This is a genomic window from Magnetospira thiophila, assembly GCF_054657015.1.
The window spans coordinates 1,192,130-1,210,360 of sequence record NZ_BAAHXF010000001.1 but is presented as its reverse complement, the minus strand read 5'-3'; the positions used below and the strand labels follow the sequence as shown (position 1 = coordinate 1,210,360).

Genomic DNA, 18,231 nt, shown 5'->3' with positions numbered 1-18,231 from the left:
TTCCATCATGTCTCAGACTCATCGCGTGAAAGTTCTCGTCATCGGTTCCGGACCGGCCGGCTGCACGGCGGCCATTTATGCCGCCCGCGCCAGCCTGGAGCCGATGATGGTGCGCGGCCTGCAACCGGGGGGCCAGCTGACGATTACAACGGATGTGGAAAACTATCCGGGTTTCGCCGAAACCATCCAGGGTCCCTGGCTGATGGAACAGATGGAGGCCCAGGCCGCCCACGTGGGCACCACCATTGTCGATGACATCATCACCGAGGCCGACCTGTCCCAGCGGCCCTTCACCTGCAAGGGCGATTCGGGCGATACCTATGTCAGTGATACGGTGATCATCTGCACCGGGGCCACAGCCCGCTGGCTGGGCCTGGAAAGCGAACAGAAATACATGGGGTTCGGCGTCTCGGCCTGCGCCACCTGCGACGGCTTTTTCTACCGCAACAAGGAAGTGGCAGTGATCGGCGGCGGCAATACGGCGGTGGAGGAAGCCCTCTATCTGGCCAATCTGGCCTCCAAGGTCACTTTGGTGCATCGGCGCGACGAACTGCGCTCGGAAAAAATCCTGCAAAAACGCCTTCTGGCCCATGAAAAAGTCACCGTGGTCTGGGATTCGGTGCTCGATGAAATTCTCGGCGGCGGGACACCTCCCGGGGTCACCGGCGTGCGCCTGAAGAACGTCAAGAGCGGCGCAATGACCGATATTCCGGTTGACGGGGTGTTCATCGCCATCGGCCATTCCCCCAATACCGGCCTGTTCGAGGGCCAGCTGGAGATGGAAAACGGCTACATCGTCACCAAGCCCGACAGCACGGCAACCAGCATTGCGGGGGTTTACGCGGCAGGCGATGTGCAGGATCATACCTATCAGCAGGCGGTGACCGCCGCCGGCACCGGCTGTATGGCGGCGCTGGAGGTGGAAAAATTCCTGGCTGAACAGGACGACTGACCTCGGGGTGGCAGGTCCTCCCGCCGACATCCGACCCGAAAAGGGGGCGACATGGACTGGGATAAGTTGCGCGTGTTTCACTCGGTGGCGGAAGCCGGGAGTTTCACCCATGCGGGCGAGGCGCTCAATCTGAGCCAGTCGGCAGTGTCGCGGCAGATCAGCGCGCTGGAAGAGAGTCTCGACGTGCATCTCTTCCATCGCCATGCCCGGGGCCTGATCCTGACCGAGCAGGGCGAACTGCTGTTCAAGACGGCGCACGAGGTGTTTGCCAAGCTGGCCATGACCGAGGCCCGCCTGAGCGAGAGCAAGGAGCGCCCACAGGGGCCGCTGACCGTCACCACCACCGTCGCCTTCGGCAGTATCTGGCTGACTCCGCGACTGAAGGAGTTTCTGGAGTGTTATCCGGATATTGACCTGACGGTGATTCTCACCGACCGGGACCTGGATCTGTCCATGCGCGAGGCCGACGTCGCCATCCGCATGCTGCCGCCGCGTCAGCCCGATTTGATTCAGCGCCACCTGCTCAATCTGCCCTATCAGATCTATGCCCATCCGGATTATCTGGAGCGTCACGGCACACCGAAAACCCCACAGGATCTTGACGATCATGCCCTGGTGGTGTTCGGCGAAGGCGCCCGCCCGCCGTTCAGCAATTCCAACTGGCTGATGGAATTGGGTGCCGAACCCAATGCCAAGCGACGGCCGTTGCTGCGGGTGAACAACGTCTATGGAATCTTCCGCGCCGTCCTGAGCGGCCTGGGGCTCGGGGCCCTGCCCTATTACGTCAATCAGGATCGGAACATTCTGGTGCCGGTGCTCGAAGATCTGGTCGACCGGCCGAGCATTGACGCCTATTTCGTCTATCCGGAGGAACTGCGCCATTCGAAGAGAATCAGCGTGTTTCGGGATTTCCTGCTGAAGAAAATCGCCGAATATCCGTGATGCCGGGGGCAGAAACAGCCCCAAACGCCCGCAGATCCGAGAAAATCTCATACCATTGAGGCTTGCTATGCGTTTTGCGCATGGCTGTCCTGTTATTTTGTACCTGGACCATTAATAAGAAGTCCCTAATATAAGAAATAGATGATATGAGGTCGTTTGTTCGGCCCGTCTGTTGTCGCCTCTTTCCGGACCTTTGGTTCGGGAAAAGGGCTCGTCTCTTCCTCCCAGTTGGAGCGAGTCCTACGTCTCCCAGACGTGAAGCCTCCCTGTTGTACTTACGCCCCGACCCTTGTGGTTGGGGCGTTTTTTTCGATGAGTTACGGGATTTCCCTGGGCGGCCCGGTGTTGGTGCGGTAGGCAAAAATGCAGCTCCAGTACTAATTCAGGACTAAAACGAGTCGGTTTCGAGGCCAACCAGAACCCTGCCCAGTGCTTGGCGTGCCCCTGAGGCTTGTCCGACACCTGCCATCCGTCACTGTGGCAGCCTCCTCGACGTGGCAGGTGTCCGACAACCCCTAACAAGGGCGGACAATGGAATTTCCTGATCCAAACATAGTTAATTGCACTGTTCGCAATCGAGGTTCAACTTACTGGTGAGCTGGACTCAACAAGTCGTTGGATGAACTGTTTAATGTTCTCCCTGATTGAGCCTTCATTCGCCAACCTCAATCGCTGTACGGCTAAGGGAGAATCGCTAAATGTCGCGGTATAAGCGGCCGAGACAAGCTCATCGAACCACGTTTTCTTGCTGTCCCTTTCGACAACTCGATATTTGACCTGTGATGAAACGGTCAAATCCAACCCGAAAAGAGGTTGGTTGAGTTCATTTAACGTGGCGTACAAGTCGAACCTTGACTCGGGCAGGCCCGGCGCAAGCAAAGAACTTTTCTCCAATGAACCCTGGAGCGCCCCCCGAAACCCTGAGTTGCTGACTTCAGACGTCCACATAGGGTTCGTACTCTCCCCCCCATCGACCAGAGCAATGATAAGAGAATCTTTGAAAGGTACGGGATGGGCTCTGATAAGCGCCTTCTCGCTGATAATCATGTTCTGAATTTCGGCAGGGGAAGCGCAGCCGACCAACAACAGCAAGACAAAAATGGGTGCTATTTTCATAGGTCAACTCGATACTATAGGGGGGGAAGCGGTTTTTGCAGGAGCAACCGGTTCAAGAGGAGGAAACTGAATTGTGCATTTCTTCTGGATTGAAACCTTTTCAATCGCTTCACGTTCCCCTTTCAGGCGGGAATACTCATGGGCGCGGGTATCGTCTCCTCCCTCAAGAAAGAAAAGCGTCGGCCAAAACAGGACGAGCCCAACGCCCATTTGCAAAGCGTCATCGTCAGCCGTCTTTTTAAGCCCTTGGTATAGTTCAATGGTCCTAGAGGATACTCTTTCCGCCTCCATGGACAGCTGTTCACAATCGTAATTATTGTACTGAAGCGTCGACACATAAGCGGTCTGAATCTTGTCGGGCTGCGATGCACACCCCAAAACAGCAAGCGCAACAAATGGTGCTAAAAATACTCTACTTGACTTCACAAAATACCCCCTATGGATTATATATTTTTCTCATTCAATCATTTTTATATGCGTTGGCAAGTAAGATTGCCAGATGATATTTTCGCTAAATCAGATATATGGAGATTGGAATTAAATCATAATTACACCCAAAGGGATCATGGCAAAACGCCCGGCACGATGACGTCATGGTATGCTTATTAATCGGCATGGGGTATCTCCTGAATCGATTGCCCCATCAGAGTCCGGACGGACACTGATGTTGTGGCGCGATTGGGCGGGGATGAGTTCGCGATTCTCCTTGTCCATCCAGACGGTGAGGAACGCGTTGAGATCATCGCCAACCGGATTATTGAGACCGTTCGCAAACCGATGGCAATTTTAGGCCACGACATAAGAATCGGCACAAGCGTCGGCGTTGCGATGTTCTCCGACCACGGGAGTAACGAAGAAGAACTGACAAAGAACGCCAATCTGGCCCTTTATGTTGCCAAAGAGGCCGGACGAAACTGCTGTAGATTCTATCGCCACCCAAACGTACACAATGGTTCACAAATGCTCCACAGCTTACAGTTGGGCTCGCTAAATCACCACCAGCATGTTCTTGCCGGCCTTTTTGGCGCTCAACAAGGCGGTGTCGGCCCGTTCGATGAGGCTTTCGGCGGATTCGGGCTGTTGAAAGCCGGTCATGCCCATGGAGATGGTCAACTGGCCGAAATCCTGGGAACTGCCCCGTTTGCGCAACGGCGTGGCAGCCATGCGGGCGCGCAGGCGTTCGGCCAGGGGGCGGGCCTCGTCTAGGGTGATTCCCGGCAGGGTGACGATGAATTCATCGCCCCCGAAGCGGGCGCAGATGTCCTGGGCGCGGACCGATCCCTGAAGGATACGGGCCACCAGCTTGAGCACCATATCCCCCACCGCGTGACCGTAGCGGTCATTGAAGCCCTTGAAATTGTCGATATCGATGAAAATAAGGCAAAGCTGGCCGTCCTGGTTGGCGGGTCGGGACAGCAGGTCGTCCAACATGGTGAGAAAGTGGCGACGATTATAAAGCCCGGTCACCGCATCCTTGGAGGCCAGATTCTGGATTTCCTCCAGACGGGCCTGCAGCACCTGAACCGTTTGGGTGGACTGACGCAGCTGTTGCATGAGCCCGGCATTTTGATCAAGCAAACCGCCTGTTTCCTGGCTGACCTCGTGAATGATCGACTGGATCTGCTCACGGTCCTCGGCCTTACCCAGGCGCGCCGTTGCCCCTTCGAGGGTTTCGCCATAGGCGCGGGCATTGGACTCCATGCGGTTGGCCGATTCAATGATCTGGTTGGCCTCGGCGTTGATCTTTCCTCCGGAACGGGTGAACTCGTCGAATTCGGGCAGCGACAGCAGGCGCGAGCAAATGGTCCGAGTTTTTTGGGCCAGATCCACTTGCGGGTTCAGTCGCTCCAGGCCCAATAGGTCCTCCGAAAGACCCGAAAGTTCGCCCACGATTTCGGCGTAAAAAGCCGCCATAAAAGCTGTGCGGGCGGGAAGCTCGTGTCGATCAAGAGCCCCCAGCATCCGATCCACGGAAGCCAAAATCCGTGCCTTGTCCGACTCGTCAATCATCTTGAAAAGGTCCTGTGAAACAAAGGGAAGGCAGTCCGCATATTAACAACAGGCAGGCCCAAGAACAGCCATAAAATGTAATAAAATCGACCCGTTTCTGCTGCATTGCAATAAACAAATCTTGTCAGTTCAGATCGGGAAGGGTATCAAAACTTTGCGCAGGCGTTCCCCTCATCACAGGAGCTTCCATGGACATCAAGAAAGTGCCGATCGGCAAGAATCCTCCCTATGACCTCAACGTGGTTATTGAAATTCCGCTGGGGGGCAATCCGGTTAAATACGAACTGGACAAGGATTCCGGAGCCATGTTCGTTGACCGTTTTCTGCATACGGCCATGTATTACCCGTTCAATTACGGCTTTGTGCCCCATACCCTGTCCGAAGACGGCGATCCGGTGGATGCCGCCGTTGTCGGTCGGGTAGCCGTGGCCCCGGGCGTCATCATCCGCTCGCGGCCGATCGGCGTGCTGATCATGGAGGACGAGGCGGGCGTCGATGAAAAGCTGCTCTGCGTGCCGGTGGATGCGCTGCATCCCTACTATAAGAGCACCACGTCCTACCGGGATCTTCCAGAGATCATGATTGAGCAGTTCGCCCATTTCTTTGCTCATTACAAAGATCTTGAAAAGGGTAAATGGGTGCAGGTCAAGCGTTGGGGCGAAGCTGAGGAAGCCTTTGATCTGATTCGTGAAGGCATCGAGCGGGCCAAGGTCGGTGACAAGGTCAAGGTGACCAGCTCGGTTTCCGCAGCGGCTCCGGCCAAAAAGACGCCGACCAAGAAAACGGCAACCAAAAGGGCGACGGCCAAAAAATCGACAGCCAAGAAAGCCCCGGCCAAGGCGGAAGCCAAGGACGGCTGACCCCTGTCCGCCGATCTGCAACTGGTGGAGGCGGATCTCACCCGTCTCGATGTGGAGGCCATCGTCAACGCCGCCAACACCGCCCTGCTTGGCGGCGGCGGTGTCGATGGGGCCATTCACCGGGCGGCGGGTCCGGCCCTGTTGGAGGCCTGCCGCGCCCTGGGCGGCTGCCCGACCGGTCAGGCCAAGGTCACCCGAGGATATGATCTGCCCGCCACGTGGATCATTCACACGGTCGGGCCGATCTGGAAGGGCGGCCAGGCGGGAGAGCCGGAATTGTTGGCTTCCTGTTATACCCAAAGTCTGGAACGGGCGCGCGAATTGGCGGTTCGGTCGCTGGCGTTCCCGGCGATTAGCACCGGCATCTATGGCTTTCCCCCCGCGCTGGCGGCGCGCATCGCGGTGCGCGAGGTGCGACGGGGGCTGGCCCGGAGCCGCGATCTCGAACGGGTGGTTTTCTGCTGTTTCGGGGCTGACTGCCTGAGCGCCTATCAGGCGGCATTGAGAGACTCCCCGGACTGAAAATTGTTTGCTATTCTCTCCGCCATGAACCGGATTCGTACCTCAGTATTGACGGCTTTGGTGGTGGCTGGCGTTTGGGCGGCCCCCCCGGCCTTGGCCCAGAGTTCCCGCTATCAAAGCTGGCAGGACCCGTCGGCGGGCGGCAGCAGCGCGACTCTGCAGGACTTTGTCGCCCGGCTGCGCCAACTGGTGGACGAAGCGGAAAAGGCCAAGGCAGCCGACCCGCAATTCCTGTATGACCTGCGGGCTCTGGCCGACAGCCAGGATCGACCGACAACACGGCTGCTGATTGATGACTCCTTCGCCGATGGGGATTTCACCCAGAACCCGACCTGGGTGGTGACCGCTGGGCGCTATTGGGTCGAAAGCGGTTACGGCCTGCGCAGCAGTGTGCTGGCGCAACCGGAACAGCCCCAGGCGCAACAAAAAATGTCCAATGAACAAAAAGCGCTGGCTCTGTTCGGTGCGGTGCTGGGGGCCAGGACGCAACCGCAACAGGCCGCCGAAGCTCCGGCGAGCTCGGCCGATATTCAGTTGGACACGGCCATCGGCAATGCCTTTACCCTGCGTCTCGAAGTGGCCGCCTGGAAACCGGACGGACGCCTGGAATTCGGGCCGGGACAGAAAAATTCCGGCAATGGCGGCTATCGGTTGGCCTATGGGGCGGGCGGGCGCTGGGAATTGCTGCGCGTCGGCAGTCGCGGGTCGAGCGTCGTCGATGTCACCCCGACGCCCTACAGCATCGAGGACAACAAGGTGCATGTGGTGGAATGGCGGCGCGACAAGGGCGGGGTGATGAGCGTCACCCTGGACGATCAGCCGATCCTGAAAGTCACCGATATGGGATATCGGGACTCCTTCGACCGACTGCTGGTGGTCAACCGGGGCGGCGATTTCACGCTCCGACGGGTGACACTGAACGACACCCCGTAACACCCAAGCTAGAGATTTTTATGGGTGCCGTCACAGAACGGCAGGGTCTTGGCGTGCTTGCAGCCGCACAAGTAGCCGGTTTTGCTTTCCTCGGCGGTGAAGGCCTGGGGGACAAAACCCGTGCCCTTGTGGGAGCCGTCACAGAACGGCTGCCCGGCACTTTTGCCGCAGGTGCAGAAGTGATAGGTCTCTCCGGCCTTCAGCTCGACAGCATAGGGGGCTTTCTGGGCGATCGTCGGTTCGGACATGGTCGGTGCTCCTGGGTTGAGTAAGTCACTCCCCCAACATACGTCCGGGCTGCAAAAGGACAATACACTAAATTTGAACGAGTTACTTGCGACAGCCCCACAGATCCAAATGCGTGCCCCGTTCGATCCTTTGATGGGTGGCCAGAAAGGCCGGGCTCAGATCGTCGGGAAAGGCATGGGTGCCGGGAAAGAAGCCGTTCATGGTGAAAGGATCACCATTGGATTTGGGAAAGATCCAGACCTCCGGTCCACACTGGGACAAATACTTCTGTTTGAGCGGAGGAAACGGGACGTGGGCATACTGGCGCTCCATGGAGGCGGCTGCCGACAGGGCATAGGGACGATATCCAGCAAAGGCCAGCAGCGGGCGCACGATGAAGGTTCGCCCATACCCCCCCACGTTGTCGGAGTCATAGCCGACCTGGAATTGGGCCTGCGGGAATCGAGCCATAATGGCGCGGGTTTCCTCGGCCACTTCGGCGGTCCAGGCATATGTATCCAGGGTCCGAAGAAAGCGCTTTTGCGGCAAATAGGCCATGATGATCAAAATCAGCGCCATCAAGATTTTGGCGACCGGACCCCACCAGCCCTGGGAATCCAGGTGACGCAGCAGGCGTAAGGAGAGATCAACACTGATCGGGAAGAACGGCAACAGGTGATACCACGAGGCCCCAGGCACCGACGACGGATAAAGCCCGATCCCGACACAAAGCGCCAGCAGCAGAAAATACATGAAGTCGGCGCGTTCGGGCAGCGGCTTGCGTCCCAGCAGCGGCAACAGGAACAACAGGCCCGGCAGCAGAAACATCAATGAGAAGCGGGCCGAGGTACGCAGCAGGTCGGCGTCGATCCCCCGCGCCCCGACAATGTTTTTAATTCCGGCAATGTAGTTTTCCAAAGAGACCCCCGGAAGGGCGAAGGGCAGCATGGCGCAGCCCAGGGCCACCGCCGCCATAACCGGCCAAGTCAACAGCGGTCGAAAAAGACAGAACCGCAGCACGAGGGGCACGAAATACAGCGCCGCATGGACCTTGAGATTGACCGCCAGCCCGGCACAGACAGCCACCCCCACGGCGGCCATCCAGGGCCGCCCCCGTTCCCCCTGTGCCGCAAATAGGACTCCGAGGGTGACCAGCAACACAAGCAGCGAGTCCGGACGGGTCCAGAACCCGATCGGCGTGACGATCAATGGATAGGCGATGAACATCAAGCCGCCCACACCGGCCAGACCGAGTCCGTAGCGCCGTTCCGCATGCCCGATGAAGGCCCCGGCGGCCAGCCAGCAGGCGGTCAGGGCAGCCAATTTGCTGACCGTAATGGAGCCGCCGAACAGGGCCAGAAAAGCCGCGTTGGTCAGATACAGCAGGGGACCATAGGCGGTCAGTATATGATCGAGGCTGTCCGGGGAATCGTAGAGCAGTCCCTCGGAGACCCAACGCCAGGACAATAAGGCGACATCGACTTCCGCATGATCGAAATAGGACCCGAAGGTGGCATAACGGTACAGCGCATAGGCCAGATAAAACAGCGCCAGCGCTGCCGCCACCGCGAATCCCAGGTCGATTGTTCTTCTTCCCCCCACAATTTTCTCCCCTCTGACATGCGGTCGTTTGTTGTTTGGCCGTCCCAGGCCCGTGATGCAAGATAAAACCGGGGGGAGACAGGCCGGTCGGATTATTGTATTTCCTTTTGGCACCCTGGGTGGCCCGCAGCGAAGGAACAGCACCCTCATGAAAGTCATTATTCTGGCCGGTGGGCTCGGCTCGCGGCTGAGCGAGGAAACCACTACCAAGCCCAAGCCGCTGGTGGAAATCGGCGGTCGCCCGATGATCTGGCACATCATGAAGATCTATGCGGCCCACGGGCTCAACGACTTCATCGTCTGCCTGGGCTACAAGGGCCACCTGATCAAGGAATATTTCGCCAACTACCATCTGCATATGTCCGATGTGACGGTGCATGTGAAGGAACAGCGCCTTGAGGTGCATGCCACCGAGGCCGAACCCTGGCGGGTGACCCTGATCGACACCGGCGATCAGGCCGGCACCGGCGGACGACTGAAAAAAGCTTTGCGCCATGTGGCCGGGGACGAGGCGTTTTGCCTGACCTACGGCGACGGGGTGGCCGATGTGGACATCACCGCCCTGGTGGCATTCCATCGCTCCCATGGCCGCTTGGCGACGGTCACCGCGACCCGCCCCCTGCCACGCTTCGGGCTAATGCATTTGAGTGGCGACCGGGTGAGTAATTTCGAGGAAAAGCCTCACGGCGAGCACGACTGGGTGAACGGCGGCTTTTTCGTGCTGTCTCCGCAGGTCGGCGAGCTGATCGACGACGATGAGGAGGTGATGTGGGAACGCGCCCCGATCCGCCGTCTGGTCGAGGCGGAACAGTTGATGGCGTTCCGTCATGACGGCTTCTGGCGGCCCATGGACACTCTGCGCGACAAGATGACCCTGGAACGACTCTGGAACGAGGGCCAGGCCCCCTGGAAAATTTGGACATCATGAGCAAACGGAAAACCATCAGCGTCGTCACCCCTTGTTTCAATGAGGAGGAGAGCATCCGCGAATGCTACGAGGCGGTCAAAGCGGTGTTCGACCAGCACCTGCCAAATTACGACCTTGAGCATATTTTCTGCGACAACGCCTCCACCGACCGCACGGTGGAGATTCTCAAGCAAATCGCGGCGGACGACAAGTCCGTAAAAGTCATCGTCAACGCCCGCAATTTTGGCCCCATGCGGTCTCATTTCAATGGGGTACGGTCGGCCAGCGGCGATGGCGTGCTGCTGTTCATGCCGGCTGACCTACAGGACCCGCCGGAGAAGATTCCGGAATTTGTGGCGTTGTGGGAACAAGGCTACGAAGTGGTCTATGGCATCCGTTCAGATCGGGTAGAGAAATTTCCCATGAAAAAAATCCGCTGGCTGTATTACCGGATGGTCAGCAGCGCCACCTATCTGGACATGCCGCCCGATGTGGGAGATTTTCAGCTTGTTGATCGCAAGGTGCACCAAGTTTTCAAGCAGTTCGATGATTTTTATCCCTATACCCGGGCCATGGCTTTCGAGGTGGGTTTCAAGCAAATCGGCGTCCCTTATAAGCTACAGGAGCGCAAGCGGGGCATGAGCAAGAACCGGCTGCTTCACCTGATCGACCAGGGCATGAACGGCCTGATTTCCTACTCCACCACACCGATCCGCATCGCCTTGTTATTCGGCATGTTGATCGCGACGCTGGCGGTGGGATTTGCCGTGGTCAACGTGGTGATGACCCTGTTCATCGAGCAGGGCACGCCGCGCGGCACGCCGCTGTTGATTTCCGCCCTGTTCTTCTTCGCCGGGGTGCAGTTGTTCTTTCTCGGCTTCCTGGGTGAATACCTGCTGGCCGTCTATCAACAGGTGCGCAAACGCCCTGTGGTGGTCGAGCGCGAGCGGATCAACTTCCCGGATACCGAAACCTAATCCGAAATAGGTTCGCGGGCCTTCTTCGACACCCATTCCGGGCGGTCGAACGGCACGAACCGGTTGGCCGCCGTAAAATCCTCATCACTGACATAGGGATACTGGTCGTTGATTGGGCGACCCAGTTCCAGCTTCGGTTCGATCAGCGTGTTGGGGTGCAGGGTCACGTCGATGACCGCGCCCCCAGGAGCTTCCAGGATTTCCCGGGTCAGATCCTCTATGCGGTCGATGCGGTGGTAAGCAAGCCGGAACCCACGGGTAAGAACCTCCAGGTCCGGCAGGGTATAGCCACCCTCGGGGGCCGTCGCCTCGTAGCGGCTTTCCATGTACAGGTCCTGGAACTGCTTGACGATCCCATAGCCGTAATTGTTGAGAATGACGACCTTCACATTAAGCCCGTAGTGGGCGATGGTCTGGAGTTCTTGCACATTCGATTGAAACCCACCATCCCCGATGATGTTGATCACCTGCCGTTCGGGATGTTCGAAGGCTGCGCCGATGGCGGCGGACAGGCCATAGGAAATGGGTGCGCAGCCGCCGTTGGTGAAAATTGTTTGGCTGGTGCGATGGAAGCCCTGGAAAAACCAGCAGGTGGTCGCCCCACAATCCACCGCGACGATGGCATCAGGACGCATCAGGGCATTGAGTTTCTGAATGACTCCAATCGGCGACAGGGATTTGTAGCGGATATGCGATTTCCCGATATCTTTGCCATAGAAGCGCTCTTTCATTTCTTTCACATACCTCACCCATTCCGGGCTGGGCGAGGGAAGCGGCAGCTTGTTGAGCAGTTGCCCGATGTCTTTGAGGTGCATTTGGGTGGTGCCATAACCAACCTTGTCGTATTTCTTCAGTTCCTCGACATCCAGATCAATCACATGAACCTGGGCGGCAGGCGCAAAGGCCAGCGGATCGCCCGGGCGTTGCCGGGTGTCGAGGCGGGAGCCAATGACGATCAGGGTATCGCAATTCTGCAATACGTAGTTGGCCCCCCGGTTGCCATAGACGCCGATGCATCCCAGGTAGGATTTGAGATCTTGCTGCAGGTAGCACGAGCCACTCCAACTGGCGACAGTGGGCAGTTGGGTTTTTTCCAGCCAAGCCTGCACGTCTGATTCAGCGCCTGCCAGACCGATCCCAGCCCCGAACAATATAACCGGACGCTCGGCCTTGGCGAGTAGGGCGCTCAGGTCGGAAACTCCCTGCTCAATGACTGCCGGAGGTGTACTTTCAATGACCGGCGGCGTGTAAAGAATTTCGTCGCCCACCTCCGCCTGTTGCAGGTCCATCGGCACGTCGATCAGTGCCGGTCCCATGCGCCCGGTGATAGCCGCGTTGTAGGCCTCAATCAGGGCCTGCTTGAGTTCCTCGGCGGTAGTGACTTGTCGGGCGTATTTGGTCACCGGTTTGACCATCTCCACGATGTCGGCTTCCTGGAATCCGAACTGACGGACCTTGGTGCCTTCGAAGACCTCGGCATGCTTCAGATTGACCTGCCCTGTGACATAGAGACAGGGAATACTGTCAAACCAGTTACAGCAGATCCCGGTCACCAGATTGGTCGCGCCGGGGCCGCTGGTCGCCATCACGCCACCGACTTTGCCGGAAACCCGCCATACGGCGTCACCTGCCATGGCCGCGCCCTGTTCATGCTGAAAGCATTTGTAGGTCACGCCGGGATTGCGGGCCAGGGCATCGACCAGGAACGTGGCGGCCCCGCCGGTCAGCAGATAAATGTCGTCAATGCCACGGTCGACAAGGAACTGGGCGATATATTCGGCGCCTTTCATGGGGCGGTCTCCAGGCGTATGGGAGGGGAAATCGGGTCGGCCCAATATAGAACCGCGACGGTTCGGCGGACAAGTCTCATTGAACCTCCGCAAGAAAGGACTTGGCTTCTTTCAGCACCCCATCAACGGAATCGTATCGCGGCGCGAAGCCCCATTCGGGGGACACACGGCGACGGCTGAAATATTCCGATTTGCTGCCGGTCGGTGCCAGATTGTCCAGCGTCCCGTCAATCCGGTAGCGCAACCCCAGTTCCGCCGCCAACCGGTCAAGTAGGGCGAACTTGCCCACCGGAGCACGGGAATGGACGTCCAGCGCTGTGTTCACCGGGGCCTCGTCGGCCTGCCAGCGTCGGATGACACAGACGACAAGTGCCGACAGATCGGTCGGAATCACATGGTCGCGGGTCATCTCATCGGGGCGGGTGAGCAATTCGGTGCCGTCGCGCAGGGCCATCATCACATCGGCCAGCAGGAACCGTCCACGCAACTCGATGAAGCGGCTGAAAAAGGAAAATACCCGCAGGTCGACGATGTGACGGTCTGGCCGCGCCCGGTGCTTGGCTTCGGCATGCAGTTTGGCGATGCCGTAATGGCGCTCCGGGGTCAAGGCGTTGACCGGCAGGGCGCACAAGCTGTCCTCGGCGGCGGGGTGGCTGAATTCGGTGCCGTAAACGGCGCCGCTGGACATGTTGATATAGAGCCGCCGGGGGTCCACCTCCTGCCAATCGAGCAGCATGTTGTCGAACCGCTCGGTCAGGCTGAAGATTCCCCGGCCCAGGTCGCGCACCCTCGCCGGATCGCCAACCCCGGTGCAATTGACCGCCACCTCGGCCTGGCTTTCGTCGAAGCGGTCCACGGGGAAACATCGGATTCGACGTAGTGGAATCCGCGCCGCGTCGAGGAAATGCTGCAATTTCACTAGGTCGCGCACATAGAGATCAAGCGGCCATTGGGCGGCCAGTTCAGACACCAGACCCTTACCGATATGCCCCGTTGCCCCGAGGAGGGCGATCCTAGGCCCGGCAGAAGTCATGCAAAATCTCCAGCATGCGGTCGATGTGACCTGCGCTCAAACCCGGAAAGACACCAATCCAGAAGGTGTCATCCACCACCCGGTTGGCATTGGTCAACTCGCCGACCACCCGATGGGGCCGCCCGATCATATAGGGCTGGCGCAGCAGGTTGGAGCCGAACAACAGCCGGGTGCCGACCTTTTTGTCGTTGAGATGAATGACCAACTGGTCGCGGGTAAACGGCACCCCCTGGCGCAGGGTAATCGGAAAACCGAACCACGAAGGGTCCGACCCCGGGGTCGCCTGGGGCAGGATCAACAGGTCTTCCAAGTCGGCGAGGCCCTGCTTGAGGCGGTCGAAATTGCGCTTTCTCGCCGCGATGAAGTCATCCAAATGATCCATCTGGGCCAGCCCGACCGCTGCCTGCATGTCGGTGATCTTGAGATTATAGCCGAGGTGGGAATAGACGTATTTGTGATCGTAACCCTCCGGCAGGTCGCCCAGTTTCCAGCAGAACCGCTTGCCGCAGGTGTCGTCCTTTCCCGGCGCGCAATAGCAGTCGCGGCCCCAGTCGCGGATACTTTCCATGGCCCGGCGCAGGATCGAGCGGTCGCAGAATACCGCACCGCCCTCGCCCATGGTGATATGGTGGGCCGGGTAGAACGACAAGGTGCCGATATGGCCGAAGCTGCCGACCATTTGTCCGTTGAAGGTACTGCCCAGGGCGTCGCAGCAATCCTCGATCAGCCACAGGCCGTGATCGTCGGCCAGTTGTTTCACCGCCGCCGCGTCGAACGGGTTGCCCAGGGTATGGGCCAACATGATGGCTCGGGTCTTGGGGCCGATGGCTTCCGCGATGCGCTCGGGCAGGGCGTTGTAGGTCGGGATGTCCACATCGACGAACACCGGCGTCATGCCGTAGAGCAGCGCCGGGTTGACGGTGGTTGGAAAGCCGGTGGCGCAGGTGATGACTTCATCACCGGGTTGCAGGGCGTGGTCTTTAAGAAGGTGTGAGGTCAGGGCGGCAAAGGCGACCAGATTGGCCGAACTGCCCGAATTGACGGTCAGCAGATGTTTGCGGCCCATCACCCCGGCCAGCCGTTCCTCGAAAGCGGTATTGAAGCGTCCGGTGGTCAGCCAGAAATCCAGCGCACTATCGACCAGCGTTGCCATGTCTTCGGGGCCGAAGACCCGTCCCGACACCGGCATCGGCGCGTTGTTCGGGTCAAACGGACGCTCCGGATAGGCGGCGTTGCAATAGCGCCGGGTCAGGTCGAGGATCTGTGCCCGCAGGGCCTCGGGATCGTCGGTCATGCCATGAAGTCCTTGATTTGTTGCCGGGTCAGGGCGGCCAGGTCGGCCCCGTCCCGCCACGCCCGATACCATTGGAAGGTCTGAGTCAGGCTGCGTTCCAGGTCCAACCTGGGAGACCAGCCGAGACGTCCGCGGGCTTTGGAGGTGTCGAGTTTAAGGAAGTGGGCCTCGTGGGGTTGCGGCTGGTTTTCGGTCGCCCAGTCGGCCCCCGCTCCCCACAGGTCGACGCCCCGTTCCACCAGATGCCGCACCGGACGCTCGCTGTCCGGACCGGGGCCGAAATTCCATCCCTGAGCGAAGGCGGCGCCGTCGGTGACCAGATGCTGCGCCAACAGCAGATAGCCCGAGGTGGGCTCCAGCACATGTTGCCAGGGGCGGATGGCATCGGGATAGCGGATGCGCAGGGTTTCACCGGAGGCAAAGGCACGTACCATGTCAGGGACCAGTCGGTCGAGACCCCAATCACCGCCGCCAATAACGTTTCCGGCCCTCGCCGAGGCCAATGCGACCCGTCCACCGGGGATGAAAAAGCTGTCCCGATAGGCCGCTGCGACCAGTTCGGCACAGCCTTTGGAGCTGCTGTAGGGGTCATGACCGCCCATCGGGTCGATTTCCCGATAGCCCCAGTCCCATTCCTGGTTGTCATAGCATTTGTCGCTGGTCACCACGACGACGGCGCGCACGCTGTCGCACTGGCGAACCGCATCCAAGAGATGCACCGTGCCCATGATGTTGCTGCCGAAGGTGCCGACTGGATCATCGTAGGAGGGCCGGACAAGGGCCTGGGCCGCCAGATGCAGCACCACCTCGGGCCGGAATTCTCGGACCGCTCGGGAGATCGACTCAAGATCGCGCAGGTCCCCGTGCACATGTTCGAGGCAGTCCTGCACCCCCGCCAGCGTGAACAAATTGGGCTCGCTGGGTGGGGCGAGGGCGAATCCCCGCACCTCGGCCCCCATCAGATCCAACCAGAGCGCCAACCAACTGCCCTTGAACCCCGTATGGCCGGTAACCAGAACCCGCCGCCGCTGCCAGAAGGTCGGATCGACCCGCCCGCGTGCGCAAGTCATTCCAATTTTCCCAACATGGACATCTCAAATTCGCGCAGCGGCGTGCCGGATTCAAGGCGCGTCACCAGATCCGAATTGGCGATCAGGGCGCGGCCCCAGGTCACCGCGTCGATCCAGCCTTCGGTCAATTCCCGTTCCGCGTCGGCCAGGCTCAGGGAGGCCCCGGCCATCATGAAATGCGGCCACAGGGGGCGGACTTGGCGCACCACGCGACCGCCGGTCTGGTGGTAATCGGCCCGCGCATTGGTGATCGACAGCATCCGCAATCCCAGTTCGTCCATGGCCGGGATCAGGTAGGCGATCATCTCGTCCAGGTCCGGCCATTCATAGATGCCGCCCATGTCGCGGATCGGGCTGAGGCGCAGGGCCACTTTCTCGGGGCCGACGGCGGCCAGCACTTCTTCCAGGCATTCGAGAACGAAGCGGCAGCGGTTGGCCACCGACCCGCCATAGGCGTCGGTGCGGTCATTGATGTTGCCGTCAAGGAACTGATCGGCCAGATAGCCATTGGCGAAATGCAGTTCCACCGCGTCAAATCCGGCGGCCAGAGCCTGTTCGGCGGCATGGACGTATTGGCCGTAGATTTCCGGCATCTCGCCGACCTCCAGCGCCCGGGGGGTACCGAAGGGTTTGTCGTTCTGCCGGTTATGACCTTCCGCCGCGCGATCTGTGGAGGACAAGGGCGGCACGCCGCCGGTGAAATCCGGATGGCTGATGCGGCCACAATGCCAGAGCTGCGAAATGATCTTGGTGCCTGATTCCTGAACCCGTGCCACCAGGGGTTTCCAGGAGGCGGATTGCGCATCGCCGTCCATATGCGGCACGTCCCGGTAGCCGTCGCCACTTTGATGGATGACTGTACCCTCGGTGACGATCAGGCCGACCCCCTGTTCGGCCCGGCGGGCGTAATAGTCGGCCATTTGCGGTGTCGCCAAATGATCGGGGGCGAATCCCCGGGTCATCGGGGCCATCACCACCCGGTTGCGCAACGGTCCCAGCGGCGGTTGGTCGGTGGCTTGCAGCAGCTTCATTGGGATTTCCTCGTGTGATCTCGGAACATGTCCTGAAAATAGGGACGGGCCAGATAGTCCCGCAAGGCGTCGCGCCAGGGCCGCATCCGGTCCAGCCCCTCGGCGCGCAGACGTTTATTGTCGAGCACCGCGCGGGCTGGGCGTTTGGCCTTTTCCGACCCGGCGACCAGCTGTTCCGGGGCCGGGGTGACGGTAAAGGCATGATCAAGGCCCAGCTCGGCAATGCAGGCGCAGGCCAGATCAAAGAAACTGGCCTCGCCGACGCAGCCCATGGTGTACAGCCCGGCCTTTTCCGCCTGCATCAGCAGAACACAATTGCGGGCCAGATCAAGGGTCCAGGTGGGCTGCCAGACCCGGTCGCCGACGGCGTAGCTGGCGGTGCCCTGGTCCAAAAGGTGACGCACGTGGGGCAGGAACTTGCCGACGAAATTCTTGTCCTTTTCCTCGCCGCCGAAAAATCCGGCCATGCGGACGCTGAGGGCCTGTTCGCCCAACCGTTGCCGCAACAGGGTCTCGGCGTCGAGCTTGCAGCGGCCGTAGACCGATAAAGGGTTGGGCGGGGTGTCTTCGTTGATGGGCAACTGGCTGCCATCAAAGATCAAGAACGATTGCGGATAGAGCACCCGCGCCCCGGTCGCCTCGGCCAGGGCGGCAATGTTTTCCGTGCCCTCCACCTGAATGCGGTGGGTTTCGTCCGGTTGGGTCTCGCAGCGCTCGGCATTGACGTCGGCGGCGCAATGGACGATCCAGGTCGGACGGTCGATGGCCCGGGCCAGCACCGCCGCGCGGTCGGCCACGTCCAACTGGTCATGGGACAGGGCGACAATTTTGGCCTTAGGATCGGCCTCGCCCAACGCCTCGACAAAGGCCCGGCCCAGCATGCCCGCCGCGCCGGTGATGAGGATCGTCTGGTCGGATAGGTGCAGTGAGGCCATGCGCAAAGATCACGGTCAGTGGAAGGGAA

General features: G+C 59.7%; 17 protein-coding genes and 2 pseudogenes. 8 read left to right on the top strand and 11 right to left on the bottom strand.

What is annotated here, in order from left to right:
• Positions 1-7 precede the first annotated feature (7 nt).
• Together trxB and ACYQ1P_RS05860 are read left to right on the top strand one after the other, a co-directional pair.
• A complete protein-coding gene (gene trxB, locus ACYQ1P_RS05865) occupies positions 8-952 on the top strand; it encodes a thioredoxin-disulfide reductase (protein WP_460019408.1) in 945 nt (314 codons plus the stop codon).
• A gap of 51 nt (positions 953-1,003) precedes the next feature.
• Positions 1,004-1,894 carry a LysR family transcriptional regulator gene (locus ACYQ1P_RS05860; protein ID WP_460019407.1) on the top strand — a complete coding sequence of 297 codons (891 nt, stop codon included), beginning with the start codon at positions 1,004-1,006 and terminating at the stop codon, positions 1,892-1,894.
• A gap of 582 nt (positions 1,895-2,476) precedes the next feature.
• On the opposite strand, the gene ACYQ1P_RS05855 is transcribed toward ACYQ1P_RS05860, so the two are convergent.
• Positions 2,477-3,010 carry a hypothetical protein gene (locus tag ACYQ1P_RS05855; protein WP_460019406.1) on the bottom strand — a complete coding sequence of 178 codons (534 nt, stop codon included), beginning with the start codon at positions 3,008-3,010 and terminating at the stop codon, positions 2,477-2,479.
• A 3-nt stretch (positions 3,011-3,013) separates the two neighbouring features.
• On the bottom strand, positions 3,014-3,436 hold the full coding sequence (locus tag ACYQ1P_RS05850) for a hypothetical protein (RefSeq protein ID WP_460019405.1): 423 nt from the start codon (positions 3,434-3,436) through the stop codon (positions 3,014-3,016).
• A 243-nt stretch (positions 3,437-3,679) separates the two neighbouring features.
• Between ACYQ1P_RS05850 and ACYQ1P_RS05845 the strand changes: the two are divergent.
• Positions 3,680-3,919, top strand: a pseudogene (locus ACYQ1P_RS05845) (diguanylate cyclase domain-containing protein); the annotation flags it as partial.
• A gap of 78 nt (positions 3,920-3,997) precedes the next feature.
• Here the strand turns inward: ACYQ1P_RS05845 and ACYQ1P_RS05840 are convergent.
• Positions 3,998-5,020, bottom strand: coding sequence for a GGDEF domain-containing protein (locus ACYQ1P_RS05840; RefSeq protein ID WP_460019404.1), 1,023 nt, complete (start codon positions 5,018-5,020; stop codon positions 3,998-4,000).
• 188 nt (positions 5,021-5,208) lie between these two features.
• Between ACYQ1P_RS05840 and ppa the strand changes: the two are divergent.
• From ppa to ACYQ1P_RS05825, 3 genes and pseudogenes are all read left to right on the top strand, one after another.
• Positions 5,209-5,745: pseudogene (ppa, locus tag ACYQ1P_RS05835) on the top strand (inorganic diphosphatase); the annotation flags it as partial.
• Between the two features lie 138 nt (positions 5,746-5,883).
• Positions 5,884-6,402 carry an O-acetyl-ADP-ribose deacetylase gene (locus ACYQ1P_RS05830; RefSeq protein WP_460020138.1) on the top strand — a complete coding sequence of 173 codons (519 nt, stop codon included), beginning with the start codon at positions 5,884-5,886 and terminating at the stop codon, positions 6,400-6,402.
• A 24-nt stretch (positions 6,403-6,426) separates the two neighbouring features.
• Positions 6,427-7,335 carry a hypothetical protein gene (locus tag ACYQ1P_RS05825; protein ID WP_460019403.1) on the top strand — a complete coding sequence of 303 codons (909 nt, stop codon included), beginning with the start codon at positions 6,427-6,429 and terminating at the stop codon, positions 7,333-7,335.
• A gap of 8 nt (positions 7,336-7,343) precedes the next feature.
• Here the strand turns inward: ACYQ1P_RS05825 and ACYQ1P_RS05820 are convergent, their stop codons facing one another.
• Both ACYQ1P_RS05820 and ACYQ1P_RS05815 read right to left on the bottom strand, forming a co-directional pair.
• Entirely contained in the window at positions 7,344-7,583 is a 240-nt protein-coding gene (locus tag ACYQ1P_RS05820; RefSeq protein ID WP_460019402.1) for a CDGSH iron-sulfur domain-containing protein, read from the bottom strand.
• Positions 7,584-7,665: 82 nt separating this feature from the next.
• Positions 7,666-9,165, bottom strand: a complete 1,500-nt coding sequence (locus ACYQ1P_RS05815; protein ID WP_460019401.1) for a hypothetical protein — start codon at positions 9,163-9,165, stop codon at positions 7,666-7,668.
• Positions 9,166-9,313: 148 nt separating this feature from the next.
• On the opposite strand from ACYQ1P_RS05815, the gene rfbF reads away from it, so the two are divergent.
• Positions 9,314-10,093 (top strand): glucose-1-phosphate cytidylyltransferase, encoded by a 780-nt coding sequence (gene rfbF, locus ACYQ1P_RS05810; protein ID WP_460019400.1) that lies wholly within the window; start codon positions 9,314-9,316, stop codon positions 10,091-10,093.
• Positions 10,090-11,049 (top strand): glycosyltransferase, encoded by a 960-nt coding sequence (locus ACYQ1P_RS05805; protein ID WP_460019399.1) that lies wholly within the window; start codon positions 10,090-10,092, stop codon positions 11,047-11,049. Before rfbF ends, ACYQ1P_RS05805 begins: the two co-directional genes overlap by 4 nt.
• Here the strand turns inward: ACYQ1P_RS05805 and ACYQ1P_RS05800 are convergent.
• From ACYQ1P_RS05800 to ACYQ1P_RS05775, 6 genes are all read right to left on the bottom strand, one after another.
• A complete protein-coding gene (locus tag ACYQ1P_RS05800; RefSeq protein ID WP_460019398.1) occupies positions 11,046-12,839 on the bottom strand; it encodes a thiamine pyrophosphate-binding protein in 1,794 nt (597 codons plus the stop codon). The genes ACYQ1P_RS05805 and ACYQ1P_RS05800 overlap by 4 nt on opposite strands.
• Positions 12,840-12,915: 76 nt before the next feature.
• A complete protein-coding gene (locus tag ACYQ1P_RS05795) occupies positions 12,916-13,872 on the bottom strand; it encodes an NAD-dependent epimerase/dehydratase family protein (RefSeq protein ID WP_460019397.1) in 957 nt (318 codons plus the stop codon).
• Entirely contained in the window at positions 13,853-15,166 is a 1,314-nt protein-coding gene (gene rfbH / locus ACYQ1P_RS05790; RefSeq protein ID WP_460019396.1) for a lipopolysaccharide biosynthesis protein RfbH, read from the bottom strand. The genes ACYQ1P_RS05795 and rfbH overlap by 20 nt, the downstream gene beginning before the upstream one ends.
• A complete protein-coding gene (rfbG, locus tag ACYQ1P_RS05785) occupies positions 15,163-16,236 on the bottom strand; it encodes a CDP-glucose 4,6-dehydratase (protein WP_460019395.1) in 1,074 nt (357 codons plus the stop codon). Before rfbG ends, rfbH begins: the two co-directional genes overlap by 4 nt.
• Positions 16,233-17,267: an oxidoreductase gene (locus ACYQ1P_RS05780; protein ID WP_460019394.1), complete on the bottom strand. Its 1,035-nt coding sequence runs from the start codon at positions 17,265-17,267 to the stop codon at positions 16,233-16,235. Before ACYQ1P_RS05780 ends, rfbG begins: the two co-directional genes overlap by 4 nt.
• Complete coding sequence (locus ACYQ1P_RS05775; RefSeq protein WP_460019393.1) at positions 17,264-18,202, bottom strand: SDR family oxidoreductase; 939 nt, start codon at positions 18,200-18,202, stop codon at positions 17,264-17,266. Before ACYQ1P_RS05775 ends, ACYQ1P_RS05780 begins: the two co-directional genes overlap by 4 nt.
• Positions 18,203-18,231 lie beyond the last annotated feature (29 nt).

Bases quoted from the DNA above. Each gene is read 5' to 3' on its own strand.
- trxB (WP_460019408.1), top strand. From the start codon at position 8: ATGTCTCAGACTCATCGCGTGAAAGTTCTCGTCATCGGTTCCGGACCG.
- ACYQ1P_RS05860 (WP_460019407.1), top strand. From the start codon at position 1,004: ATGGACTGGGATAAGTTGCGCGTGTTTCACTCGGTGGCGGAAGCCGGG.
- ACYQ1P_RS05855 (WP_460019406.1), bottom strand. From the start codon at position 3,010: ATGAAAATAGCACCCATTTTTGTCTTGCTGTTGTTGGTCGGCTGCGCT.
- ACYQ1P_RS05840 (WP_460019404.1), bottom strand. From the start codon at position 5,020: ATGATTGACGAGTCGGACAAGGCACGGATTTTGGCTTCCGTGGATCGG.
- ACYQ1P_RS05825 (WP_460019403.1), top strand. From the start codon at position 6,427: ATGAACCGGATTCGTACCTCAGTATTGACGGCTTTGGTGGTGGCTGGC.
- ACYQ1P_RS05820 (WP_460019402.1), bottom strand. From the start codon at position 7,583: ATGTCCGAACCGACGATCGCCCAGAAAGCCCCCTATGCTGTCGAGCTG.
- rfbF (WP_460019400.1), top strand. From the start codon at position 9,314: ATGAAAGTCATTATTCTGGCCGGTGGGCTCGGCTCGCGGCTGAGCGAG.
- ACYQ1P_RS05805 (WP_460019399.1), top strand. From the start codon at position 10,090: ATGAGCAAACGGAAAACCATCAGCGTCGTCACCCCTTGTTTCAATGAG.
- ACYQ1P_RS05800 (WP_460019398.1), bottom strand. From the start codon at position 12,839: ATGAAAGGCGCCGAATATATCGCCCAGTTCCTTGTCGACCGTGGCATT.
- ACYQ1P_RS05795 (WP_460019397.1), bottom strand. From the start codon at position 13,872: ATGACTTCTGCCGGGCCTAGGATCGCCCTCCTCGGGGCAACGGGGCAT.
- rfbH (WP_460019396.1), bottom strand. From the start codon at position 15,166: ATGACCGACGATCCCGAGGCCCTGCGGGCACAGATCCTCGACCTGACC.
- rfbG (WP_460019395.1), bottom strand. From the start codon at position 16,236: ATGACTTGCGCACGCGGGCGGGTCGATCCGACCTTCTGGCAGCGGCGG.
- ACYQ1P_RS05780 (WP_460019394.1), bottom strand. From the start codon at position 17,267: ATGAAGCTGCTGCAAGCCACCGACCAACCGCCGCTGGGACCGTTGCGC.
- ACYQ1P_RS05775 (WP_460019393.1), bottom strand. From the start codon at position 18,202: ATGGCCTCACTGCACCTATCCGACCAGACGATCCTCATCACCGGCGCG.